We start from the raw sequence: 25,154 nt of genomic DNA, 5'->3' as shown, positions 1-25,154 counted from the left end.
ATTTAGGCGGTAGGGGACATTATCCCCCGTTGGCGACGACGGACCTCAATCTTGTCGGCGGCAATGAAACCCCAGGCCAGTCCATAGAGCATATACATGTGCCGCCAGTGATCGGTGTCGATCACAAGGCTCAGCAACAAATGCGCCACCAAAGCGGCGAAGACGCATTGGGCAAAGGGAGCCCACACACGGTTCTTGAAGATAACCCCAAGCAGGGCAACGACTGTCCAAACGGCCATGAACAAATATGTGATGCCGCCGAGCCAGCCATAGGTCGTGAAGCCTTTCAAATAGACGTTGTGCTCGTCTTCCGGAAAGTACTTGTTGAACTCCAATGCCCCGATGCCAAGCGGTTTGTCCATGATCAGCTCAAAGCCAAGGATATAGCGGGCGAAACGTCCAAGGCGGGCGCCATCATATTCCTGCACCAGCTTGGCTCGTTGCTGAAACATGTCCGAAACACTCTCTATGGAAAGCGCTATCCCCAGCAGACCAATCACGGCGAAAAGGCCAAACACACCAACAGCGACCAGACGCCCACGCTTAAATGCGTTCCGTTCAGAGGCGAGGGCAAGTACGTACAAAATGAGACTGGCAATTACGATTGCGCCCCAGGCACCCCGTGAAAAACTCAAAAACAGGGCCAGGACCAACACAGGCAAAAACAGGATGGCGGCACCATTCATATGGAAGGGCCTTCGGAACAGGCCCTGCATCAAAATGAGGATCGGCAGGATCAAGAAGGGCCCAAAGACATTGGGATCTTCAAAAGTACCCCGTGCACGCCCGTAACGGGTGAAAAAGTCAGCTCCGGGAAACAGGTTGAAGTAACCCGCAATTCCGGCCAGTGCCACAAACAGGCTGCCAAAAATGAGGGCCGTCTGGATGACGCGGTAGCGCTCAGGGGTTTCTGCGAGGATAGCCGCATAGAAAATCGAGGTGACGGCAAGAAATCCAGTCACTGCAATATACATGGCGGCATCGCCAAAATTCGTGGCAAGCGGGATCGCCGCAATGCCGCCCGCTGTATAAAGCATCATGCAGATAATCAGGGAGCCGAATTCACTGCGCAGTTTCAGCCCACAGGCGAGCCAGACGACGGACAAGAAGACCAGATAAAGCTCATAGGGCGCAGGTTCGCGGATAACGAAACCCGACAGGAAAATGGCAAACCAAAGAGCGCCGTTTCCAAGCGTGCGTGCCGAAACAGAATAGGTCGGGCCGCCAGAATGCGGGCGGCCATATGTTTCGGCCGCCAGAGTCAATACGCATTCTCCGTATTCAGGAGCGCAAACGGGGTCCGGAACAAGATTTTCAGATCGAACAAAATGGACCAGTTCTCGATGTAATAGACATCACACTCGACCCGTTTTTCGATCTTTTCCTGAGTGTCGACTTCGCCGCGCCAGCCCTTGATCTGAGCCCAGCCGGTGACACCCGGCTTCACCTTGTGGCGAGCAAAGTAGCCGTCCACCACTTCATCCCATTTTTTGTTTTGTGTGTGGGCATTCACAGCGTGGGGGCGGGGGCCAACCAGTGACAGACTGCCAGCCAGCACATTGAAGAGCTGTGGAAGCTCGTCAATGGACGTCTTGCGAATGAACCGGCCAACCGATGTCACCCTTGGGTCGCCTTTTGTCACAACTGTCTTGGCATCGTGATCACTCATTTCGGAGTACATGGACCGAAATTTCAGAACCTCGACAATCTCGTTGTTGAAACCATAGCGTTTTTGGCGGAACAGAACCGGTCCCTTGCTGTTCAGCTTGATGGCAATTGCTGTTGCGATCATCACAGGGGTGAGGGCAACAATGGCGAGGCTGGCAAAGAACAGGTCAAAGACCCGCTTTGCCACCACGTCCCAATCAGCAATCGGTTTATCGACAACATCAACGAACGGCACGGTGCCAACAAAGGATGCACCACGGCTGCGGAACCGGGCCTTATCTGTATGTGCGGACAGACGAATATCGACCGGAAGCACCCACAGTTTGGAAAGCAGTTGCAATACACGTTGCTCAGCTCGCAAGGGAATGCACACGATCAGCATGTCGATTTTGGCAAGCCGAGCGAACTCAACCAGTGCAGAGATATTGCCGAGCTTTGGATAGCCCGCAACGACAGTGGGAGATCGATCATTGGCGCGATCATCGAATATCCCGCAAATGCGGATATCATTGTCGACTTGCCCCTCCAGATCGTGAATGAGTTCAGCAGCAGCCGTTCCACCACCAACAATAACGGCCCGGCGCTCAAGTCGGCCCTGATCCATCCAACGTCGGACAGCAACAAAAACGGTTGTTCGGAAAATCACAAGCACGCTGAGGGCCAGCAGGAACCAATGTCCAAGCCAGTTGGTGGATGTAGCCACGCCAAAATCTGTTGTCTGCTGCAAAAGAGCAACCGCACCGCAAGCTAAAACGAGGCCGCCCGTGATCCGCCCGATTTGCCTAAGCCCACGGCGCATCACCGACACTTGATAGGCGTCTGCAGCCTGAAAGAACCCAACACAGAGAAGAGTGGCAAGGGCAATTAAGGCTGCGACGGCCCAGTTCATTTCGAAACCAGTTGTAAAATACCAACCAGCGACGAAACCACTTAATCCCAAGAGGCAGATGTCAGTCAGACGAACAGATCCGCTGAGAACCGCTGCAGAAATGCCGTCATCGCGCAGGGTACCGGCAATTTCCAACGCGTGTTCCGACAATCTGTCCGAATGACTTAGCTCTCGAAGGTCTCGCAGATCATTTTCAACACTTGCGCGCAATTTGCTCTGCAGTGCCAACGCCGGATTGGGCTTCGACGATAACGGCTTAATATCTAAAATTTCTTTGGCGCTAACAGTCATGGAATTTACTTGGCCTTGGCAATAAAGGAGGTTGGCTCTGGAAGAACTGTGGAGTTGTCTTCAAGGTTTTGGCTGTCATTACAGGCGACAGGGTTTCCCAAAAGTTCATGGTAAAGCGACGTAACTCGATCACTCATCAGGTCAGTAGAGAATGTTTCGGCTAGAGTGGAACTGAGAGATTCCGTTGCCGGCAGCATTGTCTCAGGGTGGTGCAAGGCTTCGGTCATTGCCTGTGTCAGCCGGCCTACACGACCCGGTTCAATAAGGCGATCGACATGTTTGCCAAATATCTCCGGGATGCCGCCAACCCGTGTAGCGATCAGCGGACGTTGTGCCGCAATGGCTTCAAGGACGATATACGGCATCGCTTCTGCACGAGACGGCACGACGACGGTCTTTGCCATGGCAAATGCATCCCGGCTTGGCATTGCACCGTAAAACCGCACGGTATCCTGCAAACCAAGTCGCTCAACCATTGCCCTGTACCGGGTTTCATCTGGTCCTTCGCCAACAATCGCTGCTGATGGAGCTGTGCCCCTTGCAAGACGAATGTTGTTCAAGGCTTCGATAAACAAGTCGGTGCCTTTGAGGTTGCGCAACATTCCGATGAAAAGAAAATCGGCCGCATCCGAATTTGACTTGACCGGCGTAAACTCGGAAGCTTTCAAACCGTTATAGACAATACGCACCGGGACATGCGGACTGGTGACCTTGGTCTCAAAGGCTGAGTACTCATAATCGGAGACGAAAATCAGGCCGTCGGAAAGCGTAATGAGTCCGTGCTCCAAGGCGTGATAAATCCGCCCTTCCATACGGTTAGGATCGTAATGGAGGCTTCCCCCGTGAGGCGTATAGATCCGCTTGGTATCTGAGCCTTTGATGCGCAGGATCGTTCCGATGATACGGCTATAAGCACCGCCCTTCGCGCCATGCCCATGAAGAATGTCGGGATTGAGGTCCCGCACATGACGATAAAGCGAATAAGCGGCCTTAAGATCGCCAAGTGAGAGTTGGCGTTTCATCGGAAAGCGTTCGACACCCAAGCTCATGTGTGGACGTAGATCGTCCAACAGCCGGTTGTCGTACGCGCTGCCCGTTGTGCTATCGCAGATCAGTCCAACATCGTGCCCAGCTTTTATCTGACATTCGGCCAGATCCCGGATGTGGCGAAAGATGCCGCCAATTGGTGAGCGGACACAATGAACAATACGAAGCTTGTTCGTTGCCATTGTGCAATTTCCCTGTTTCGGCCCTCAGATCTCTTTTTGGATCCGTAAGGCTGATAGGTTGCACAATAGCGAAAACAGATGAGTTCCCGGTTAATTCACAATCCCTCTCAGAAATACCGTTCGCGAACATATATGGTGTCGCCAGGGCGGATCGGGTCCGAAATAGGCACACGTCCGTTTAGGATTTCACCATTGATTTGACGAGTGATATCGACGTCCGCCTGACGAGCCCTGGCCGAAAAACCACCGGCTGTTGCAATGGCATTTTGCACGGTCATGCCGGGAACATAAGTGTATTGGCCCGCGCTTTGCACTTCACCCATGACAAACACCGGCCGGTAGGTATCCACCTCAACAGAGACGTCAGGATCTCTCAAATACCCTTGGCGCAATTTGCGGGCAATTTCGGTCGCCAGCTCTTGTTGAGTTTTGCCGCGTGCAGCAACGCTGCCAATGAGCGGAAATGAAATATATCCAGCTTGATCAATGGTATAGGTGTTGGAAAGATCGTCTTGGTCGAACACGAGAATACGCAGCCGGTCACTCGAGTCGAGCTGATACGGCTGTGTCAGGATCTCATGAAACGCGGTTGGTGGGCGCTGATACCCGCTACAGGCGGTCAGCAACCCGCACACGACCAGAACTAGGAACGCGCGAAGTGGCATCGATAACTCTCCAAAGGTGCAACGCCACAATGTCAAGCTATGGTTAATGTGAGGTGAAGGTTAGGTCCGTCTATCTGCTGAAGAGGTAAAACTATCATACACATTGATTAACGCGCAGATCGACGCCGGAGGAGCGGCTTTAACCGAACGCTTACCCTATTTCGTCATAGTCAGACTAATTCTTGGAGTTTTGGCAATGACCACTGCGCGTAATGCAGATTATGACCCTGACATGGTGCTCGACCTTGGCGGAATTGTTCGCGCCATTTTCCGGTCGCTGCTGTGGCTATTGCCGCTCATCTTTCTGGTGTGCGCTGGCACGCTTTTGGTGTTGCAGTTCATCCCGAATAAATATCAGGCGGAAGCGCGCCTGCTGATTGAAAGCAAGGACTCGGAATTTCCCGGCGGCTCAAGCAGCGCGGAAGTCGAGCGCGCTGTTCTTGATAATGAGGGTGTTGCCAGTCAGGTGCAGCTGTTGCGGTCTGCTGATTTGGCACGGCGGGTTGCCCGCAAAGTCGATCTCGCCTCGATCCCAGAATTTAACGAGGACAAGAGCAATTCCCCATTCAACAAGCTCTTGATCGAATTCGGTCTCAAACGAACTCCGCCGCCCTCCACGGTCGAAGAGCGTGTGCTCAACCATTTTTATGAGAACCTCTCAATTTATCGGCTGGATGAATCCCGCGTGATCGCAGTTGAATACCTATCTGAGGGTCGCGAACTGTCTGCGATCATCGCAAACACCATTCTCGATGAGTACATCACCCTTCAATCTCGGGCAAAGCGGGAGTCCACCGAGGTTGCCGCGTCCTCGCTTGAGCCTCAGATTGCTCAGCTACAGGTAGAGGTTCGGGAAGCTCAGCAGGCCGTCGAAGATTATCGGGCCAAGGCCGACCTTCTTATTGGAGCTGACAACATACCGTTGGCCCGTCAACAGCTTGCAGAAATAAGTAGCGAATATTCAGCAGCTCAAGCTGCCAAAGCCGAATCTCAGGCCAAGGCTGACCTGATCAGAGAATTGCTTAACTCTGGCGGTTCTCTTGAGACAGCAACCGATGTTCTAGAATCGCCGCTTATTCAGCGTTTGAGAGAACGCCAGGTTGAGATCCAGTCAAACATTGCGGAACTGTCTATCACCTTGCTACCAAGTCACCCGCAGTTGAAGGCATTGAATTCCCAGCTGAGCGATTACAACCGCCAGATTCGCTCAGAAGCCCGCAAAGTGCTGCAAGGGTTGGAAAACGGCGCCAAAGTTGCCAGCCAGCAGGCGAGGGCGTTGGAAGGCCGGTTGAACGAATTGAAGGCAGCTGCCGCCAAATCCAATGACGATCAGGTCAAGTTGAGTGAACTGGAGCGTCAGGCGAATGCCAAGGCTGCACAACTCGATTCTGTTTTGGCAAAGTTCCGCGAAGCGGAAACGCGTTTGCGGTCTCAAGTGCTGCCAGCAGATGCGCGGATTATTTCCCGTGCCAGCGTTCCGGTAGAGCCGCATTCACCCAAGATTTTTGCGATCACTATGATTGCTGCGCTGGTCACATTTTTGTTGGGCTGTACGCTGGTCTTGATGAAGGAGTTCCTTTCCGGCCGAGCTGTACGCCCGGTATCTTATGAGGGCAGAGGCAATGCTCGCTCTTCAGAGCCACCTAAAGTGGTCAAAGAGTGGATCGAGGAAGACAAGCGTAAATCAAAGACCGGAGAACGGCGCTCTCCATATGAAGAGCCAGAGCCAGAGTCGGAAGTGGCAAAATCTGCTGGTTTTGCGCCAATGGCCTACGGATTTTACGCTGCAAGCAACTACGATTTGACAAGTGAGCGAAAAGAGCGGGCTGCCCAGTACGTTGCCAACATGAAGCCGGAGGCCGAGCCTCTCCAGGATAACTTGACGGACCCGCGCGGTTATCAAGACAATGATGAGGCCATTCAAAAAGCCGATGACATGATGATGAGCCGCGCCGGGTCAGGTTCATCGAAAAGGGAAAAGGACAATGGTCTGCCCGACCCTGAAAAGATCGCCGGGTGTTATGCAGTTCTGAGCGTTGACGAGCCGGATATTTCGCATGAAATCGCTTTTGATCTGGCTCGCATGGCTGCGGACGCTGGCCGTTCATCTGTGTTCGTTGAAGTTTTCCCGGAAGATATTGATCCCAATGGTGCGCCCGGGTTTTCAGATCTGGTGGCAGGTGACGAAACCTTCTCTAAGGTGATCTACAGGGATGGGGCCTCTAACGCGCATATTATCGAGGCGGGTACAATGCCGATCACAGATGACATGGCTGATGATGACCGCTTCAAGCTGGCCTTGGACGCTATGGCTAAAACCCATGAAGTTGTGATTATTGACCTCGGCGCAATCGATGGGTCACAAGCCAGCGCAAATGTGCTTGCTTACGTGAACCAGGTCTTCATAGGAGCGAGTTCCGAAGATTATTCGGATGACCTCGAGGACGCTGCAGAAATGCTTCGAAACAACACCGGTTCCGATGTGGAAATCATCTATCAGACCAGTCGCAGGGGGAGAGGCGGCGCTGATTACGCTGCCTGATTAATGTCAGGTCTCTAATCCAGTTACGATCGAGCTTTTGCACGAACGGCCCGCAACTTGCGGACCAATGACCAGAGTTGCGGTGAGGTCCTGATTTTGGTCTTGATCGACGATTTCAGGCGGATGGTTTGCTCCACCATCTTACCCTTCGAAGTGACGCCAATTAGCTGATCGGAAAGTGCGACAGGCTTCGTCCAGCCATGTTTGTAGCGTTCATCCCCAAGGCCAAGATCGAGGAATTGGGTGCGACTGCCTATGCAGGCCTGTTCAATAACATCCATCAGAAGAACGTTACTGGGGCTGTGTGGCAGCAACTCGTCATGTGCCACGCTATTTGCGTAGCCGATCAGCGTTTCCCGGTGTTGAAGGTAGAGATACGTTGCGCGAATTTTCCCAGCCACCTCAAGACCCCAGAGAACGAGTTCTGGAGTTCCATTCGGAATTTGCGCCGTTGGGAGTAGGGCACGCAAAAATGACTGATCAGCTTCAGAAGCGAAAGCATTCGGAATGCCGGTGAGTCCCGCTCGGTGCTCTCTCTGCACAAGAAAAGCGTTGAGCAACCTCTCAACATCATGAGCTGTTGCTCCACGAACCAAGCGATACTCTCCAGCTTCCATGAGGGCGCGCTTCTTGCGAGATAATTTCTTGCGCGCGGCCTTGCTTTGAGAGGCCCGGAAAAAACTGTCAAAGCTACTGTCCAGCTCGCCTCGAAAGATGGGACTGGGGCTTGGCGTGGCCGTTGGAGACAGGAGTGGGTGAGGGCGCTGCTGCCAGACCTGAGGAATGTTTTCCAAAAGGATTAAGTCAGCTTTGCAGTGCCCGGCTATTTCACACAAGGCTCGCTGCGCATCTTCGCTTGAAAGGGTGCGATAGAACTCTTCTTCCCAGAGGCCTGTATTTTGATTGCCTTTGTCTGCTCCCAAAAAGCGTATGGTTTGCGCGCTAAGGCTTCTGGTGAATTGGAAGGGAAGCAGTGCCAACGGCTTACGGTTCTGCGTGAAAAGTGCAATTTGACAGGGGGCGTCGCGATCGCTACCCAAAGCCGAGAGATAAGCATTACACCAGTGATGGGTCTGGTACGCGCCGCCAATTCCGGTTTGCTCCAGCGTTAGCCATTCATCACGGGCTTGTTCAGGACTGTTTTTAATTTCGATCTGGAAATTCGTCAAGTACCGCCCCGATGTGGCTATGTGCCGGAAATCATGAGTATTTTGAAGCCAAGGAAATCGGAATTGCCGACAAGTGCACTTTTTGATGAACCCTATCGAGCTTCATCGCCAGAACTAGCAATAAATATTAAATATTCAGTATCATAGGATACCAGTGAATTGACTGGACGGATTTTGATGAACACGCGCCAAAAGGTGTTTCAGAGCGGCTTCAAACTGCTGAATATCAGCGGTCTCGGCCGATTCATGGCGCCTATGACCCAAGGCTGCGGAGCCGTGTTCATGATGCATCACATCACACCGCCGCGGACTGATACGTTTCAACCCAATCGACATCTGGCAATTACGCCGGAGTTCCTGCGTTTTGCGGTCAATCGGATCCGGTCCAAAGGATACGAGATCCTACATCTGGATGAGGCTATTGACCAACTGAAGATGGGGTATGGCCGCAAACGTTATGCGGTTTTGACGTTTGATGACGGCTACAAGGATAATCTGGAGCAGGCTTACCCCGTCTTGAAGGAGCTTGGCGCGCCGTTTACCGTCTTTGTGACCAGCGGCTTGATCGATCGGACCAGCGAACTCTGGTGGCTTGCGATTGAACGGCTGGTCGCCGCCAATTCCGAACTTGTCATTACTGAAGGAAGTGAAAAGGGGCCCATTAGCTGCGCAACACCGGAGGAGAAGGATCGGTGTTACGAACATCTGATGGACGTACTGGGCAGGGAAGTCGGCGAAGAAGAGCAGCGGGCCATCGTAAGGGCATTGGCAGCGCGATACGGCCTCGACCTCACGGCGCTTGCCGATGAATACATGATGACGTGGGACGATCTCCGCCAACTAGCCGCAGATCCACTCGTCACCATTGGCGCACATACCCATGATCACTATGCGCTTGCACGATTATCAGCTGAAGCCGCTGAAGGTGACATTGACCATGGCGCCCACCGAATTGAGCAGGAATTGGGCTTGAGACCCAAGCACTTTGCTTATCCTTATGGCAAACCTTATTCGGTCTGTGACCGGGATGCGGAGTATCTGGAGCATGCCGGCTTCGCGTCGGCACTCACCACATTTCCCGGCGTCTTGAACTCCACCAGCGCCAAGACCCCGATGAAATTACCGCGTGTGTCCCTGAACGGTCGTTTTCAGACCAGCGACACATTGGATCAATACCTTACCGGAGCTCCCTTTGCTCTCTATAGGGCTGCAAGCTGGCTGACCGGCAGCCTGCGTTTCACGTCGTCTTTTTCCCACCTCTTTCCATCCACCAGATGATCGCTCCAGCCGGAATAACCCAAACCAGTCCAGCAACCGCGAAATAGGCGAAAGAGACCCAGCCGCTGGTATTTTGCAACGTCATGTCGCCGATGACCATGGCGAAGAACGCATAGGTCACGACGAAAACCACAAGCAGCACCATTCCGATAAACTTGCGAAGTGAGGGCACGCGAAGGTTCCTTCTCTGAAACATGGGCTTTGAAACACGGGGTCCAGCGGTCAAGTGTCGCACAATCGCGGACCATGACTTGCCGATTTCCCTGTGCACCTATATCTCACCCGGTCAAAGGTCAAATCCGGGGCGCATATGACATCGACTTCTGAACACACTTCGGCAGTTGCGGGCAGCGAAGATAGCAAATTGCAGCATAATCGGACGCTGGTGCGTTGGTGGCTTTATTTTGTCTGCGCACTCATTTTGGTGATGGTGGTTGTCGGCGGAGCAACGCGGCTCACCGAATCCGGCCTTTCCATCACCGAGTGGAAGCCGATTCATGGTGTCATTCCGCCGTTGAGCGAAGCGCAGTGGCAGGAAGAGCTCGAGAAGTATCGACAGATCCCGGAATATCAGCTCATCAACAAGGGCATGAGCCTTGATGAGTTCAAGTTCATTTTCTGGTGGGAGTGGGGACACCGGCTGCTGGGCCGTGTCATTGGAATAGCCTTTTTCGTCCCAATGGTTGTCTTTTGGGCTCAAGGGCGGCTGGAGCCCTGGCTGAAACCGCGCCTCGTTTTTGGCCTATTTCTCGGCGGGCTTCAGGGCGCTGTCGGCTGGTGGATGGTTGCATCAGGTCTTGTCGAACGCACCGATGTCAGCCAATACCGGTTGGCGACCCACCTGACGTTAGCGTTCTTTATTTTCGCCTATCTGTTCTGGATAGCTCGACGGCTTGCACCGCGTGAAGCTGCCACCCACGAAGAACAAGCCGGTCTGACCACACTTGGTTGGGTATTCTTAGGACTGGTGTTCTTGCAGCTCTTCTTGGGCGGCTTGGTAGCCGGATTGAATGCCGGGTTCACGTTTAACACATGGCCGCTGATGGATGGCCAGATCATTCCGGATCGGTTGCTCGTCATGGACCCATGGTGGATCAATATGTTTGAGAACGTGATGATGGTCCAGTTCCAGCACCGCATGGTGGCCTATCTTTTGGTCGCAGCGGTTGCTTATCTTGCCTGGCGGTCAATGAAAGTGTCTGGGCGTGCCCATGTCATGCGCCCCACATGGCATTTGGCAGGGTTCATCGGCCTTCAGGTTGTCTTCGGTATCTTGACGTTGATTTGGAATGTGCCGCTTAGCATCGCGCTGGTGCATCAAGGCTTTGCGGTTTTTGTTCTGGCCGCGAGCATCGATTATCTGGTGGCCCTAAAGGGAAGCTACCCCACTCGATAACAACGGAATCAAAAACCGAAAAAGCCCGGCTAAGGCATTGCCGGGCTTTTTCTTTTCTATTTCAAAATTTTAGCCCGCTGCGAGGGCCTGATCCAGATCGGCAATGATGTCATCGACATCTTCCAGACCAACAGAAATCCGAACAACATCTGGCCCAGCCCCGGCAGCAACCTTGTGGTCGTCTTCCAGCTGGCGGTGCGTTGTTGACGCCGGATGGATGATCAGGCTGCGTGTATCGCCAATATTTGCCAAGTGGGAGAAGAGTTCGGTGCTCGACACCATTTTCACGCCCGCATCGTAGCCACCTTTCACACCGAAGGTGAACACCGCGCCTGCGCCTTTGGGCATGTATTTCTTTTGAGGCGTGTTGTGCGGATCGCTTTCCAGACCGGCATAAGAGACCCAGCTGACCTTGTCGTGTGCCTCAAGATGCTTTGCAACGGCCAGTGCGTTGTCACAGTGACGCTGCATGCGCAAGGGCAGGGTTTCGATGCCGGTCAGCAACATGAAGGAGTTGAACGGCGAAATCGCTGGGCCTAGATCCCGCAGGCCAAGAACACGGCAGGCAATGGCAAAACCGAAATTGCCGAAAGTCTCGTGGATCACCAGCCCATGATATTCATCGCGCGGCTTGGAGAGAAGCGGGTAGCGATCTGTGGCTGACCAGTCGAAAGACCCGCCATCAACAATGACACCGCCCATGGAATTACCATGGCCACCCATGAATTTGGTCAAAGAGTGAAGGACAATATCCGCACCATGTTCGATCGGGCGGCAGAGATATGGAGTTGCCATTGTGTTGTCGACAACCAGTGGAATGCCTTTTGCCTTTGCAATCGCGCTGATGCCCTCCATATCCGTGACGACACCGCCCGGATTGGCGAGGCTTTCAATGAAGATCGCCTTTGTGTTCTCGTCGACGGCTGCCTCAAAAGTGCTCAGATCCGCCGGATCTGCCCACTTCACACCCCAGCCGAAGCTCTTGAAAGAATGGCTGAGCTGGTTGATGGATCCGCCATAAAGCTTGTTCGCGGCAACGATATTGTCGCCCGGCTGCATCATGGTGTGGAAGCACAAAAGCTGAGCTGAGTGGCCAGAGGCAACCGCAAGCGCTGCTGTGCCACCTTCAAGGGCTGCAACACGCTCTTCCAGAACGGCCGTCGTCGGGTTGGTGATCCGGGTGTAGATATTGCCGAATGCCTGCAAGCCGAAAAGGGAAGCTGCGTGGTCAACATCGTCAAACACAAAGGATGATGTTTGATAGATCGGCGTGGCCCTCGCGCCTGTTGAAGGGTCCGGTTGGGCCCCAGCGTGAATAGCCAAGGTAGAAAAACCGGGAATTCCGTCACTCATTGAATTGCCTCCGCAGTGAATTTTGGCGGCATCTTGTCTGAAAGACCCTGAAACGTCAAAGGGATGATCAAGAGTTTTATCAAGGTGCAAAACGGGTGTGCAAGGCGTCGCCAAAACGCAGCGTCTTGCTCACCCAGACTGTCTGCTTAATCCTAAGTGTTTAGGCGAAAGAGGCTGGCGATTTACTGCATCAATAACGTGTGTTGGGTCAAAAAAAGGCATTGTATTCCGTGGTTTGTGCGGTGCGAAAAGGTTAAATTATACTTAAGTCGTCCATACCTTAGTAGCCTTGAACCCCTTGCAACTATTGATACTAAAACACCCCTACCTTGATCATGGAGGAGGACCCTCGGTCATTGTTTCATGGTTGAATTTCAGGGCGTGGGGCGCAGGGGCGTCTACGGACTGAAGGTGGAATAACTTTTGATGTTTTGAACTTGGAAAAGGGATTGCTGACGAGGGAAATTTTGATCCGGCGCATATCGTAACTCATGTCCTTATCCTTCCGGACATTGTGAGAGAGCGTCGAAAGCCTTTGTGGGAAGCTGGCCATTGAGCGGCGGCAAGGATCAAAAGACAACTTCGAAAGGGCTGTAACAGCACGGATCACCCATCCGGCACCAGCCTGACCCGGTGGGACCGTTCAGCAATCCCGGATTTGAAGCTCTGATATCAAGGCGGCGATTTTTCGCTGTTCCACGAAGGATAACAAAGGACAAAGTGGAGGAGCCTACATGTCCGAAAACTCATCCAATAACGCGTATTGGTCTGCCAATTTGCGTATTATTGTGGTCAGCCTCGTGATTTGGGCGCTGGTCTCTTTTGGGTTTGGCATCTTGCTACGCCCGCTGCTGAGCGGCATTGCCGTTGGCGGAACTGATCTGGGCTTCTGGTTTGCCCAGCAGGGTTCCATTCTGGTCTTCCTGGCGATCATCTTTTTCTATGCCTGGCGGATGAACAAACTCGACCGTGAATACGGCGTGGAAGAAGAATAAGGGCGCCTGAGATTATGGGTCAGTTTACAATCAATCTTCTGTTTGTGGGTGGCTCCTTTGCCCTCTACATCGGTATCGCGATCTGGGCCCGCGCCGGTTCCACATCAGACTTCTACGCTGCGGGTCGCGGCGTTCACCCGGTCACCAATGGTATGACGACAGCAGCTGACTGGATGTCTGCAGCTTCGTTCATTTCCATGGCTGGCCTTATCGCCTTTACCGGCTACGACAACTCGTCCTTCCTGATGGGCTGGACCGGTGGTTATGTACTTCTGGCACTGCTGCTCGCGCCATATCTCCGCAAGTTCGGCAAGTACACAGTTTCCGAGTTCATCGGCGATCGTTACTACAGCCAGACTGCTCGCGTTGTGGCCGTTGTCTGCCTTATCGTTGCATCCGTTACCTACGTTATCGGTCAGATGACAGGTGTTGGTGTCGCGTTTGGTCGCTTCCTGGAAGTGGACAACACAACCGGTCTTCTCATCGGTGCTGCTGTTGTGTTCGCCTACGCCGTTTTCGGCGGCATGAAGGGCGTGACCTACACGCAGGTTGCCCAGTACGTCGTTCTGATCACGGCCTACACCATTCCGGCAATCTTCATCTCGCTGCAGCTGACAGGTAACCCGATCCCGGGTCTCGGCCTGTTCGGTAACGATGTTGCAACGGGTGAGCCACTGCTGGCCAAGCTCGACAGCGTCATCTCGCAGCTCGGCTTCAATGAGTACACCACTCACCACGCCGACACGTTCAACATGGTCCTGTTCACGCTGTCCCTGATGATCGGTACAGCTGGTTTGCCGCACGTTATCATGCGTTTCTTCACAGTGCCCAAGGTCTCTGATGCCCGTTGGTCCGCTGGTTGGACGTTGGTGTTCATTGCCCTGCTTTACATCACAGCTCCAGCTGTTGGTGCCATGGCTCGCCTGAACATCACTGAAATGATGTGGCCGAACGGCACTGCCGGAGAAGCTGTTGCTGTCGAGACCATCGAAAACGATGCGAAATACGACTGGATGAAGACTTGGGAGAAAACCGGTCTGCTGGCTTGGGAAGACAAGAACGGCGACGGCAAGATCCAGTACTACAACGACAAGTCTGAAGCCATGCAAGCCAAAGCCGAAGAAAACGGCTGGCAGGGTAACGAGTTGACCAAGTTCAACCGTGACATCCTGGTTCTGGCGAACCCGGAAATCGCGAACCTGCCGAGCTGGGTGATTGGTCTTGTGGCAGCGGGTGGTCTTGCTGCGGCTCTGTCCACGGCAGCTGGCTTGTTGCTCGCTATCTCCTCTGCGGTTTCTCACGACCTCATCAAGGGGGCGATCAATCCGGCCATTTCGGAGAAAAACGAGCTTCTGTCAGCGCGTATCGCAATGGCCGTCGCCATCGTTGTGGCAACGTATCTGGGGCTCAATCCTCCAGGCTTTGCGGCGCAGACCGTGGCTCTTGCCTTCGGTCTGGCTGCTGCCTCGATCTTCCCGGCGCTCATGATGGGCATCTTCACGAAGGTCAACAGCCGTGGTGCAGTCGCTGGTATGATCGCAGGTATCTCCGTAACCCTGATCTACATCTTCCTGCACAAGGGCTGGTTCTTCATCCCGGGCACAAACAGCTTCTCTGATGCTGCTCCGTTGCTCGGCACGATCAAGTCCACCTCTTTCGGTGCGGTTGGTGCACTGGTCAACTTCGCAGTTGCCTACTTCGTGTCCAAGTCTTCGGACCCGATCCCAAGCGACATCGAAGAGCTGGTCGAAAGCGTCCGCGTCCCGAAAGGTGCGGGTTCTGCTCAGGCTCACTAAGCCGCTCAAGGAAGGCTGCATTGTCAGCCTTCCGGTTCAAGAATTTCCTGCCCGGGTCTGCCGGGCAGGATTTTTCGTTTCAAGATGAGGTTGAACGGATGCCAATGACGCCGGACGAAATTCTCTTATTTCTCCAATCGGTTCATCCTTATGATGCGCTTCCCTTTGAAGTTCAGAACACCCTCGCTGAGGAGTTCATGGTCTGGGATTTGGAAGAGGGCGCCTCTGTCTACAAACTTGGGCAACAGCTCCCCGGTCTTATTCTGATTTATGATGGGGTGATCGAAATCCGCGACGAGCACGGCGCACCGGTCAGCCATCTGAAAACCCGAAATTCATTTGGCGAACGCGGCCTTCTGCGAGACGGTCTGGCGGTTACATCCGCCGATGCTTCCCAAGCCAGCACGCTCTTGTTGCTCGCTCCTCAGGCGTTCCACGCGCTGAGGTCCGATCACAAGGTCGTCGCCCGGTTCTTCGACCGCACTGGAAAACGGGATGCCCCTCGGCGGGAATTGGCAACAACACGCGCCGAAACTCTCATGGCTGCAAATCCCTACACCTGCCAGCCGAATACCACGGTCAGGGAAGCAGCGGTTTTGATGCGGGACAAGCATGTCTCGTCACTTTGCATCACAAATGGGGAAGACAGCCTGAAGGGCATCATTACGGTTCGGGACTTGTCCGGAAAGGTCCTTGCTGAAGGCCGATCCTATGACACGCCTGTCTCTGACATCATGACCGTGTCTCCATTTACGCTTACTCCGTCTGCCATTGGGTCAGATGTTCTTCACCTGATGATGGAACGACGGATTGGACACGTCCCGATTGTCTCCGGCGGGCGTCTTGTCGGCATCATCACGCAAACAGATCTGACCCGCTATCAGGCGGTCAACTCGGCGGACATGGTCAGCGAAATTGCGAGAGCTGGAACGCCTGAAGAGATGGCGGCCGTCACAGCGCGCATTCCCAAACTTCTTGTCCAGCTTGTCGGCGGTGGAAGTCGCCATGAGGTCGTGACACGGCTGATCACGGACATTGCCGACACGGTTACACGTCGTCTGTTGGCCCTTGCGGAAGAGAAGCTCGGTCCCCCACCGGTTCCCTATCTCTGGCTTGCCTGCGGTTCCCAAGGGCGGCAGGAGCAAACTGGGGTCAGTGATCAAGACAATTGCCTGTTTCTCGATGACGCTGTGACCGATCCTCAGCGTGACGGCTATTTCACTGAGCTTGCGAATTTTGTCTGCGATGGACTGAACACTTGCGGGTATATCTACTGTCCTGGCGACATGATGGCGACCAATCCACGCTGGAACCAGCCGATACGCGTCTGGAAAGAGTATTTTGAGGGCTGGATCGCCAAGCCGGACCCAATGGCGCAAATGCTGGCTTCCGTAATGTTTGATCTTCGCCCGATTGGCGGTCAAATGGCGCTGTTTGAAAATCTTCAGGATGCGACGCTGGACGCTGCGGCTCGAAACTCGATCTTTGTCGCCCATATGGTGGCCAACTCTCTGAAGCATCAGCCGCCTTTAAGCCTCTTACGTGGTTTGGCCACCATCCGGTCCGGCGAGAACAAGAACACATTGGATATGAAGCACAATGGCGTCGTTCCGGTGGTCGATCTGGCGCGTGTCTATGCCCTGCGCGGCAAAATCGGATCGGTCAACACCCGGGCACGGTTGGTTGATGCGCGTGAAGCAGGACAATTGAGCGCATCGGGAGCAGGGGACTTGCTCGACGCATATGACCTTATTGCCGAAACGCGGCTGCAGCATCAGGCAAATTTGATCAAGGCAGGCTCAGCGCCCGACAATTTTCTGGCCCCGTCGAGCTTGTCGGATTTCGAGCGAAGTCACTTGCGTGATGCCTTTGTCGTTGTGAAAACCATGCAGTCAGCCATCGGGCATGGCAGTGGCATGTTAAGCTAATGGTTTAAGTAGTCCGCCCTGAACAACGTCTAAGCCATTGATGTTGCGCGTGGCCGAAGCAATACGCAAATATTCGATTTGACCGGTTTGGGGATGGGGTTTGTGATCCAGAGCAGCAAAATGATCAGTGCATTGAGGATCAGACGCAGGTTATGACCGGCTGCGGCCAGCAGGGCGTTGATGGCATCGCCATTTTTGCCATTGAGGAAGTTCCGGTCAAGTCGTCCATCTGTTTTCATGTGGCCGATGGTGGCCTCGATCGCTGATCGTCGTTTCAGCTCACGCTTCATCTGTGCCGTCAGCCCGCGCTTCTGGCCGGAGATCATGACCTTGGCGTCGCCCTCATAATCATGCCCCCGATAGCCACGGTCCACATAGACACGCTCAGCTTTGGTGCCGCAGACTTTCTCAGCCTGACTGATGGTGTCATTCAAGGTGTGCCCATCATAGGGATTGCCCTCAAAAGCCCTCGCCGCAAGAACCAATCCTTCCCGATTGGTCGTGGCAATGCCAACCTTGGCCCCGAACTCGTAAGGTGTTCGCGCCTTGCCCTTGGCAATACAGGCCACTTCCGGCGCATGCATGGAATAAATCTTGTTTTTGTCCTTGGGGGTCTGGGCCAGAAGCCGCTCCACCAGTCCCAGCAGACGGGAGAACCGGTGCTCAAGACCTTCGTTGCCTGCGATCTTGCGGGAGATGTCGCGATAGACCCGGCCCAGATAGGTCTTCAGCTTTTTGAGTTCCCGGCGCATCCGCTTGAACTGTTTGGCATGGGCATAACGGCCCGCCATCAAGGCCGCCTTTTTGGCAACTCTGGTATGGCTGCGACGCAAGATGATGCCGGCCCTCTTGGCCTGGCGCACCAGAAGCTGCAAGGCCTTGTGATAAAGACGGCTATCGGTGGGATGGGCAATGGCTTTGGGTTGAACGGTCGTATCAACCAAGACCCGCTCAAGGCTGCTCTTCTTGATCGTCCCGCTCTCAATCGCAACACCTACCGTAGCAGAAAGAAGCTTTTCCATTCCCTCAGGACCAATCCGTTTGCGCCAGCGGGTCATGGTTGAGGGATCAATGGGGAATTGGTGCTGGAAAAACTCAAAACCGCAGAAAGACTGCCAGTAGGGGTTTTCAACCCAACGCTCAACCGTCTCTTCATCGGAAAGATCGTACATGTGCTTGAGAAAGTGCAGCCCGGCCATCAGACGCGTTGGTTTGGCCGGTCGTCCCAAGGGGCGATAATGCCTGCCGAACTCCGCATCAAATTCATCCCAAGGCATCAGACCAGACAGCCGCACCAACGAATGGTTCATATCGATGATTGCGGCCAGGCGTTCCTTGAACAGATCGCCACACCGTTTGTTGCGTTTTGAAGGTCTCATGAGAATATGCCAGAAAATGCGTGCTTCGGATCAACTAACCGGCATATTCACACATCCAAAACCCAATGGGTATCCATACTCTTCAATCAGTTAAGGGGTTTTTCAGCGCGAACTAAGTAGAAGACTCAAGGATAGGTAATATTCTTGGGCTGAAGGAAATCAAATAGATACAGGGTCTTTCGGACTCAAACTTTGAAGCGAAAGACCAGATTGGTTTTCAGGTAAGAACTTGGTCCACAGAAAGCCGGAAGCCTGAACCGGAGGAAGTGAAATGTTTTTGGAATTGATCGCCATCTTTATTGCGGGCATCGCCGCAGCCGGTCTGACATTGTTGGTCAATCGGTTCTTGGGGGGGCGTTTGCCACGCTGGATGGCTCCGGTCGCAGCCGGTGGTGTGATGATCCTCGTCGCTGTCTTCAGCGAATATGGTTGGTTTGCGCGCACTGAGGCAGCTTTACCGGAAGGGCTCGTTGTGGCGCAAACGGTGGAGGAGAAGGCGCTCTATCGGCCGTGGACTTATGTTTGGCCGTATGTGGATCGGTTTGTTGCCGTGGATACAGCCACCGCTCGCACCCACCCCAAGCATCCGGGGATCAAGCTCACCCAAGTCTATTTCTTTGGACGTTGGGCCCCGGTGAATGAGATGATGGTCTTGACCGATTGTGTCGCGGAAAAACGAGCAGCTCTCGCGGATGCCAGCTCCTTCGAGGCAGATGGCTCGATTGATGGAACTGAATGGGTGGCAGTTTCCCCGGAAGATCCAATCGTGACCACAGTTTGCGGAACGACCTGATGTTGACATCCCTGTCCCTGCGCCTTCGGATTTTTCTGATGTTTCTCGGCATGGCTTTCGCCAGTGTCGGAATTGTCGGCGGGGCGCTGGTATGGGGATATCAGAGGATTGACGGCGCAGACGCGGAAACGGCTTTCATTTTCGGCGGAACAGTCGCTTCCTTTGGCGTTCTTGCGCTTACGGTTGGTTTCTGGCTGTTGTTTGATGAAAACGTCGCCAAGCCGATTGAGAAAATTGCAATTGCCATGCGCACACGCGCGCATGCGAAGGTAGACGCCGAACTTGATTTGCATCAGGCCCGCTATCTGGGGGATCTGGCACCCGCGGTTCATGCGGTTTCTGGAGAGCTTTCCAAGATCACTGCAGAAAGCGATGGGGTTCTGTCAGAAGAAAAAGCGCAGCTGATGGCAGAAAAAGCGCATCTGGCACTGCTCCTGACGGAAATTCCGGTAGCCATAGTGCTGATCAGTCCCAATCACCGGATCATCCTCTATGATGGGCAGGCCGCTGACATTCTTGGTCAGGTTCAGGTGCCCCGCTTGAGTGCCTCCATATTCGACTACCTCAACGAGGATGAATTAAAGGCCGCACATGCACAGCTGTCGGAGACCCGGACCGAAGTCTTGACGAAGTGTCATTGCGCACGGGGCAATCTCTGTTTTGATCTGCGTATAAAGAAGTTAAAGCAGGTGCAGGGTTACATGGTGTTGGTCGACAACACCCATGCGCGTATTGCGTCCGATGCCGAGCGACCGCTGGTCTATGACTTTGCCCTTCAAGAACATGACAGCGAGCGGGCCTTGCTCAAGCGCCCACTGGAGAGCCTCAGCTTCACAGTGTTTGACACCGAGACCACCGGTTTGATGCCGAACAAGGATGAGATCGTGCAAATCGGTGCCGTGCGTGTGGTCAATGGCAAGATTGTTCCCGGCGAAGTGATTGATCAGCTGGTCGATCCGGGCAGGCCGATCCCGCCAGCATCAACGAAGGTGCACGGCATAACGGATGAGATGGTGAAGGGCGCGCCAGATGCCGTCACCTCAGTTCAGCAGTTCCACACCTTCGCCAAAGACTCCGTCATTGTGGCCCACAATGCGCCGTTCGATATGGCGTTTTTGCATCGCTATGGCCGTGAAAGCGGGCTGGAGTGGGATCATCCAATCATGGATACGGTGCTCTTGTCAGCCGTCGTCTATGGCACCACGGAAATACATACGCTGGACGCCCTGTGCGACCGATTGGGTGTCACAATTCCCGTAGAGTTGCGCCACACCGCACTTGGGGATGCACAGGCAACAGCGGAAGTTCTATGCCATTTGCTGCCTATCCTGATCTCGAAAGGCTACAAAACCTTCGGCGATGTGCTCACGCAAACCCGTAAACACGGCCGGCTGATCAAGGATATGAACTAAGCCTAGATCGAGGCTTTGAGGCGCTTTGCTGCTGATTCTATGAGTGTTGGGTTTGTGCCCCCAATCAAGAGAAACGCCATGCCCTCGTCGATCCATTGTGCAGCGGCCATACCTTCCAGGGTGGTGATTTGCACTGTTGTGTTGTCCGAATTGCGCGATGGAGTGATGCAGAGTGCCATCGGATTACCATCGGGGTCCAGATAAGCCAGTTGTATAAGGTCTTCCCCTTTGTAGCCTAGGAGTTGAGCTCGTCCAAATTGGAGTGCGTCGTCATTTTGGGCAGCGCTAATATCGCGGCCCAAACGCGCGCCAAGCCGCGTCAGGCTTTGATGCTTGTCTGCTTCTGATATTTCCACTTCGGAGAGTGTTTCATTGACATAAAGCGATTGATAGGCAGCTGCATAACCCATCCAGCTTACAGCAGCCGTTGGCGTTTTCGCTGCCCAATAACCAAGGCCTATGCCAACGACAAGAGACGCTGCGATTAGAGGAGATCCCAACTTAAGGAACAACTTTGGCTGGGGTGATGATTTTAAGGGCTCGTGGTCTGCGTTCGTTTTCGGCAGGGGAGGTATTGCTGGAGCGCTTGAGAGCAAATCATCGAAGGATGCAGTTATTTCAGAACTTGGTATAGTAAGGGCTTCCAGACGAGCAACGAGGTTTTTGTCTTGCTCAAGTGCCAGGTTGATTTGCTGAACAGTCGCTGGATCTGCCTCTCCATCCAGATAGGCAGTCAGATCGATATCGGTGAATTCGCGTCTATCAATCATCCCGTGTTTCACCATTTTTGCCCATTTGAGCCGATATTGTTTTTCGCGCGGAAGCTAACCGGCTCATGACAGTCCCGATTGGAATGGATAAGATTTCAGCAGCTTCCGCGTATTTAAAACCTTCCACATAAACCAAAATCACACACACTCTTTGAGCCTCGGGCAGCGTGAGTATTGAGTTTAACACTTGTTGGGCGAAAAAATTCGTTTCCGAATCCGGCCTTGTATCGCCTAACTCCGTACTCTCGATTGGTTGGAGGCCATTGCCGTGGCGAACAGCCTTGGATCGCAGCTCGTTCAGCCACACCCGGTGTGCAATCCGAAACAGCCAACGGTCCAGATGGGTTCCTGTTTGATAGGTCTTGTGTTTCTCAAGTGCCCTTAGGCACACCGACTGAGCCAGATCGTTTGCGGAATCGCGATTGCCAGTAAGAACCAAGGCATATCGCCATAACCGAGGAAACACCTTCGGAAGACCTTCGCGAATTTCAGCCTCAGAACTTTTTTTGCTCAACGCCGAATAATCCTGCGACCCGGGTGTTTATTCTCTGCAGCCTTTCGCTGCGGAAATTATCGTGGGAGAGAAACATGAAACTTCGTTTATTTGCAATGCTGTTCCTTGGAGCATTTTCTTTTGGAGCTCAGACTTTGGCGCAAGAAACGCCGTCTGCTGACGGAGCAAAGGTCTATTTCGTCAATCTCCAAGACGGCGCGGAAGTTCATTCACCGTTCAAGGTTGTGTTCGGGTTGTCTGGTATGGGTGTTGCGCCGTCAGGCGTCGAAAAAGCCAAAACCGGTCACCACCATCTGCTGATTGATCGCCCCGCCTTGGGCGAAGGCTCGGATGGAGCAGATGAACTGATGTATGGCCTTCCAGCTGACGAACAGCATCTCCACTTCGGCGGCGGCCAAACTGAAACCACTTTGGAGTTGGAGCCGGGCTCGCACACATTACAGCTGGTTCTCGGCGATATGGGCCATGTCCCGCACAATCCACCAGTTATGAGCGAAGTCATAACTATCACAGTGAAGTAATAAACCTCCGGTTCGTGTCTTGATGGTGCGAACCGGGCTATCTCATTACCACCGGCAAGCGCGGCGAAGTGGAGGAAGCATTTCTTTCAAATTCGCGGTTTCAAAGACAGTCGCCTTGTTTTGACCATTGACGAACAGATCAAATTGCAATCGTTGCGACTGTATCCACTTTGTAATGTGCGAAATGCTGACAAGTCCGCGGGCCGCCATCAGCACCCTGTCATTTTCAGACGTCTGCCAGATGTCTTCCTTGGCAACATTGCCGTCCACCCGAACCGAAACCTGATTGCGGCGACGCGGTGCTTCGACGGGCAGGATCAGCCGTGCGGTTGTAATATCGGCTTCGCAGGATAGCATCAGGATGGTTTTCGGCTCATCTTCACCGGCGTCCGCCGGTGGCGTTTCGGCCATTGTCAGGTAGATATTGGCAGTTCCGGGTTCCAGCGTCGTCTCGGGGCTCCGTGCAACGAGGGCAGCGGCGGCCTTTTCCGGCAGGATTTCCTCTTCGTCCTTGAATTCGGCAATCAAGGGCGTGTTTTCATCCGTTTGCGCATCATTGACCAGCTGTTCAAGCGTGCGCAGGCTTGTTTGTCCCACCTTGGAATAGCGAAATTGCCATGAAGGGTCTCCGGCAGGTCGGGCATCCTCCATCTTGTGCGCAATCGCTTCCAACGGCCCATAGTCCAGGCGATCAGGTGTTGGAGCTGCTTCTTTTTCCGGATCCCATAAAACCGGTGTTTTTCCGGCAATGACGGATTTTGGAGTCCCAAGTAGTGCGTCAAAGCAGGCGAGGCGGTCAAAGCGATCGGGTTCTTGCGTGCAAATCCGAATGGCATCCTCGGAAATGTCTCTTGCATACGCTGTCGGCATTGCCGCCAGACACAAGGCTGTCGACAGTGCCAGACAAGATAGTGTGCTGGACTTGATACGGGGAGCAGGGTGCATTGTCATTATCCTTCGGACTCGGCAGGCAATGCGTCAGCACTTGATGTGCCGATCTCGTGCCGGGCCAGTTTGTTTGCAAGGGTGCGTCTTGGAATTTTGAGATAGCCCGCCATTTTCAGGCGGTTGCCGGAAAACCGGTCGTGACACTGCTCCAGCAATGCGCGTTCCACGCGCGCCATCGTCTCCGGTAAGCCTTCTTCACAGAGATTGACATCCAAACTAGATGACGCTGATGAGCGTGGGGCTGACGAACTCCCAATGGCAATGGATTGCAAGACATCCCGAATGTGATTGTCTGAAATGGAGGTGGCCTCTCCCGCCACCAGTGCTGCGCGGATCATACAGTTTTGCAGCTCGCGAATGTTGCCGGTAAAGGGGTGGGCTTCTAGAAGCGCCATGGCCCCGTCGCTCAGTGTTTTGAGCGGTTGGTTTTCGCGCGCTGCCATTTCGGAAAGAAAATACTCGGCCAAATAGGAGATATCTCCAACCCGATCTCGCAAGGGCGGCAGTTTCAGGGTGAGTTGCGCAATCCGGTGATAAAGGTCGGCCCTGAATGTGCCTTCTTCAACCGCTTTACGCAGATCCTTGTGGGTCGCAGTCACAAGACGGAAGTCCACATCCCGTTCTTCTCGAGCACCTAGCGGGCGGACTTTCCTCTCCTGCAAAACACGTAACAGTTTTGCTTGCAGAGAAAGCGGGAGATCGCCGATCTCGTCCAAAAACAAGGTGCCGCCGGAGGCTTTGCTCATCAAGCCCTCGCGTGACTCGTCAGCGCCGGTAAATGCGCCTTTTTCATAACCGAAAAGTTCGCCTTCAATCAGGTTTTCCGGCAAAGCAGAGCAGTTCTCCGCGACCCAAGTCCCCTTGGAACGGGTGGAGAGCCTGTGCAGCGCGCGTGCCGCAAGCTCTTTGCCTGTTCCCGTCTCGCCTTGCACGAGAATGCAATAGTCACGAATGGCATAGCGCGCAATCTGGCTGCGCATCTGGCTCACCTGTGCGGATATGCCTACCAGTCGTTCTGAGAGCGCCGCATTGAGCCGCTCCCATGCTGCATCCTGTTTGTCTTGGTTCCGGTTGGCGTGATCATCCTTATGTTCAAACGCATCAACAAGCGGACGAAGTTGCAAAAAGGTCTCAAAGAGTTCGCACAGTGTTTCGCGTTCAAGTTCCTGATCCTTGGCTGCCGGGGCCATTAGGTTGAACAGGGCTACACCTGTTCCGGCACGCAAGGCTGTCGGTTCCGTGTTTGGAGAGCAGGCGTCCAGCCGCATGGCAAGCAACCATCCACGCGAGGCAAATAATTGTTTGCGCAGAATTTCGGGTTCTCCGGTTCCGCGCACGTCTTGAGCGAAAGTCGCAGCGTTTTGAAGGGCTGCCAGAACCGGCGATTGTTGCCGGTCCCACCCAAGGCCCAGAGTGGCGAGCCGCTGGGTAGGGTAGGTGCCTTCGCTGGCAAGGGGGCGCAGTTTTTGTCCTGTGGCGTCCACCACATAGATGACAACACCTTGCGCGGCGCAAAGCTCCATCGCTCCATGCGCCAACGCAGCGCACAGGTTTGCAATCGTGCGCGCTTGCAGCAGAGGCCGTTCCAGATCAAATGTCGCGGTTCTGCGCAGCACGG

21 protein-coding genes are annotated in these 25,154 nt (G+C 53.9%); 9 read left to right on the top strand and 12 right to left on the bottom strand.

The window, feature by feature from the left end:
• Positions 1–2: 2 nt before the first annotated feature.
• The 4 genes from TRICHSKD4_RS17390 to TRICHSKD4_RS17375 form a co-directional block, all read right to left on the bottom strand.
• Positions 3–1,265, bottom strand: a complete 1,263-nt coding sequence (locus tag TRICHSKD4_RS17390; protein ID WP_009468200.1) for an O-antigen ligase — start codon at positions 1,263–1,265, stop codon at positions 3–5.
• Positions 1,262–2,767, bottom strand: coding sequence for an undecaprenyl-phosphate glucose phosphotransferase (locus TRICHSKD4_RS17385; RefSeq protein ID WP_009468199.1), 1,506 nt, complete (start codon positions 2,765–2,767; stop codon positions 1,262–1,264). The genes TRICHSKD4_RS17390 and TRICHSKD4_RS17385 overlap by 4 nt, the downstream gene beginning before the upstream one ends.
• 86 nt (positions 2,768–2,853) lie before the next feature.
• Positions 2,854–4,077 carry a glycosyltransferase family 4 protein gene (locus TRICHSKD4_RS17380; RefSeq protein WP_009468198.1) on the bottom strand — a complete coding sequence of 408 codons (1,224 nt, stop codon included), beginning with the start codon at positions 4,075–4,077 and terminating at the stop codon, positions 2,854–2,856.
• 107 nt (positions 4,078–4,184) lie between these two features.
• Positions 4,185–4,742 carry a polysaccharide biosynthesis/export family protein gene (locus tag TRICHSKD4_RS17375; RefSeq protein ID WP_009468197.1) on the bottom strand — a complete coding sequence of 186 codons (558 nt, stop codon included), beginning with the start codon at positions 4,740–4,742 and terminating at the stop codon, positions 4,185–4,187.
• Between the two features lie 196 nt (positions 4,743–4,938).
• Here TRICHSKD4_RS17375 and TRICHSKD4_RS17370 point away from each other — a divergent pair, with 196 nt between their 5' ends.
• Positions 4,939–7,284 carry an exopolysaccharide transport family protein gene (locus TRICHSKD4_RS17370; RefSeq protein ID WP_009468196.1) on the top strand — a complete coding sequence of 782 codons (2,346 nt, stop codon included), beginning with the start codon at positions 4,939–4,941 and terminating at the stop codon, positions 7,282–7,284.
• A 23-nt stretch (positions 7,285–7,307) separates the two neighbouring features.
• Here the strand turns inward: TRICHSKD4_RS17370 and TRICHSKD4_RS17365 are convergent, their stop codons facing one another.
• A complete protein-coding gene (locus TRICHSKD4_RS17365) occupies positions 7,308–8,453 on the bottom strand; it encodes a GNAT family N-acetyltransferase (protein ID WP_009468195.1) in 1,146 nt (381 codons plus the stop codon).
• Between the two features lie 177 nt (positions 8,454–8,630).
• Here TRICHSKD4_RS17365 and TRICHSKD4_RS17360 point away from each other — a divergent pair, with 177 nt between their 5' ends.
• Entirely contained in the window at positions 8,631–9,731 is a 1,101-nt protein-coding gene (locus tag TRICHSKD4_RS17360) for a polysaccharide deacetylase family protein (RefSeq protein WP_040617077.1), read from the top strand.
• Here TRICHSKD4_RS17360 and TRICHSKD4_RS17355 read toward each other — a convergent pair.
• Complete coding sequence (locus tag TRICHSKD4_RS17355; RefSeq protein WP_040617178.1) at positions 9,691–9,876, bottom strand: DUF2842 domain-containing protein; 186 nt, start codon at positions 9,874–9,876, stop codon at positions 9,691–9,693. The two genes, TRICHSKD4_RS17360 and TRICHSKD4_RS17355, sit on opposite strands and share 41 nt — an antisense overlap.
• Positions 9,877–10,041: 165 nt before the next feature.
• Here TRICHSKD4_RS17355 and TRICHSKD4_RS17350 point away from each other — a divergent pair, with 165 nt between their 5' ends.
• Positions 10,042–11,127 carry a COX15/CtaA family protein gene (locus TRICHSKD4_RS17350; protein ID WP_009468190.1) on the top strand — a complete coding sequence of 362 codons (1,086 nt, stop codon included), beginning with the start codon at positions 10,042–10,044 and terminating at the stop codon, positions 11,125–11,127.
• Between the two features lie 69 nt (positions 11,128–11,196).
• On the opposite strand, the gene TRICHSKD4_RS17345 is transcribed toward TRICHSKD4_RS17350, so the two are convergent.
• A complete protein-coding gene (locus TRICHSKD4_RS17345; protein ID WP_009468189.1) occupies positions 11,197–12,480 on the bottom strand; it encodes an O-acetylhomoserine aminocarboxypropyltransferase in 1,284 nt (427 codons plus the stop codon).
• 734 nt (positions 12,481–13,214) lie between these two features.
• Between TRICHSKD4_RS17345 and TRICHSKD4_RS17340 the strand changes: the two genes are divergently transcribed.
• Genes TRICHSKD4_RS17340 through TRICHSKD4_RS17330 form a run of 3 tightly spaced genes read left to right on the top strand, consistent with a single transcriptional unit; the run spans position 13,215 to position 17,199 of the window.
• Positions 13,215–13,475, top strand: a complete 261-nt coding sequence (locus TRICHSKD4_RS17340) for a DUF4212 domain-containing protein (protein ID WP_009468187.1) — start codon at positions 13,215–13,217, stop codon at positions 13,473–13,475.
• A 14-nt stretch (positions 13,476–13,489) separates the two neighbouring features.
• Positions 13,490–15,271 carry a sodium:solute symporter family protein gene (locus TRICHSKD4_RS17335; protein WP_009468186.1) on the top strand — a complete coding sequence of 594 codons (1,782 nt, stop codon included), beginning with the start codon at positions 13,490–13,492 and terminating at the stop codon, positions 15,269–15,271.
• 20 nt (positions 15,272–15,291) lie between these two features.
• Positions 15,292–17,199, top strand: a complete 1,908-nt coding sequence (locus tag TRICHSKD4_RS17330; RefSeq protein ID WP_009468185.1) for a DUF294 nucleotidyltransferase-like domain-containing protein — start codon at positions 15,292–15,294, stop codon at positions 17,197–17,199.
• 29 nt (positions 17,200–17,228) lie between these two features.
• Here the strand turns inward: TRICHSKD4_RS17330 and TRICHSKD4_RS17325 are convergent, their stop codons facing one another.
• Positions 17,229–18,578: an IS5 family transposase gene (locus TRICHSKD4_RS17325; protein ID WP_009465529.1), complete on the bottom strand. Its 1,350-nt coding sequence runs from the start codon at positions 18,576–18,578 to the stop codon at positions 17,229–17,231.
• Positions 18,579–18,849: 271 nt separating this feature from the next.
• Here TRICHSKD4_RS17325 and TRICHSKD4_RS17320 point away from each other — a divergent pair, with 271 nt between their 5' ends.
• Complete coding sequence (locus TRICHSKD4_RS17320; RefSeq protein WP_009468184.1) at positions 18,850–19,371, top strand: hypothetical protein; 522 nt, start codon at positions 18,850–18,852, stop codon at positions 19,369–19,371.
• Positions 19,371–20,783 (top strand): 3'-5' exonuclease, encoded by a 1,413-nt coding sequence (locus TRICHSKD4_RS17315; protein ID WP_009468183.1) that lies wholly within the window; start codon positions 19,371–19,373, stop codon positions 20,781–20,783. Before TRICHSKD4_RS17320 ends, TRICHSKD4_RS17315 begins: the two co-directional genes overlap by 1 nt.
• Before the next feature lie 2 nt (positions 20,784–20,785).
• Here TRICHSKD4_RS17315 and TRICHSKD4_RS17310 read toward each other — a convergent pair whose 3' ends face one another.
• Together TRICHSKD4_RS17310 and TRICHSKD4_RS17305 are read right to left on the bottom strand one after the other, a co-directional pair.
• Entirely contained in the window at positions 20,786–21,553 is a 768-nt protein-coding gene (locus TRICHSKD4_RS17310; protein ID WP_009468182.1) for an anti-sigma factor, read from the bottom strand.
• Entirely contained in the window at positions 21,546–22,067 is a 522-nt protein-coding gene (locus tag TRICHSKD4_RS17305) for an RNA polymerase sigma factor (RefSeq protein WP_009468181.1), read from the bottom strand. Before TRICHSKD4_RS17305 ends, TRICHSKD4_RS17310 begins: the two co-directional genes overlap by 8 nt.
• A gap of 74 nt (positions 22,068–22,141) precedes the next feature.
• On the opposite strand from TRICHSKD4_RS17305, the gene TRICHSKD4_RS17300 reads away from it, so the two are divergent.
• Complete coding sequence (locus TRICHSKD4_RS17300) at positions 22,142–22,588, top strand: DUF4399 domain-containing protein (RefSeq protein WP_009468180.1); 447 nt, start codon at positions 22,142–22,144, stop codon at positions 22,586–22,588.
• Between the two features lie 45 nt (positions 22,589–22,633).
• On the opposite strand, the gene TRICHSKD4_RS17295 is transcribed toward TRICHSKD4_RS17300, so the two are convergent.
• A complete protein-coding gene (locus tag TRICHSKD4_RS17295; RefSeq protein ID WP_009468179.1) occupies positions 22,634–23,533 on the bottom strand; it encodes a type VI secretion system-associated protein TagO in 900 nt (299 codons plus the stop codon).
• 5 nt (positions 23,534–23,538) lie between these two features.
• Entirely contained in the window at positions 23,539–25,152 is a 1,614-nt protein-coding gene (locus tag TRICHSKD4_RS17290) for a sigma-54-dependent Fis family transcriptional regulator (protein ID WP_009468178.1), read from the bottom strand.
• Positions 25,153–25,154 lie beyond the last annotated feature (2 nt).

Origin of the sequence: Roseibium sp. TrichSKD4, assembly GCF_000148725.1 — a bacterium.
Taxonomy (GTDB): domain Bacteria; phylum Pseudomonadota; class Alphaproteobacteria; order Rhizobiales; family Stappiaceae; genus Roseibium.
Note: the sequence above shows the minus strand (reverse complement) of the source record. Positions and strands in the feature narration are given on the sequence as shown.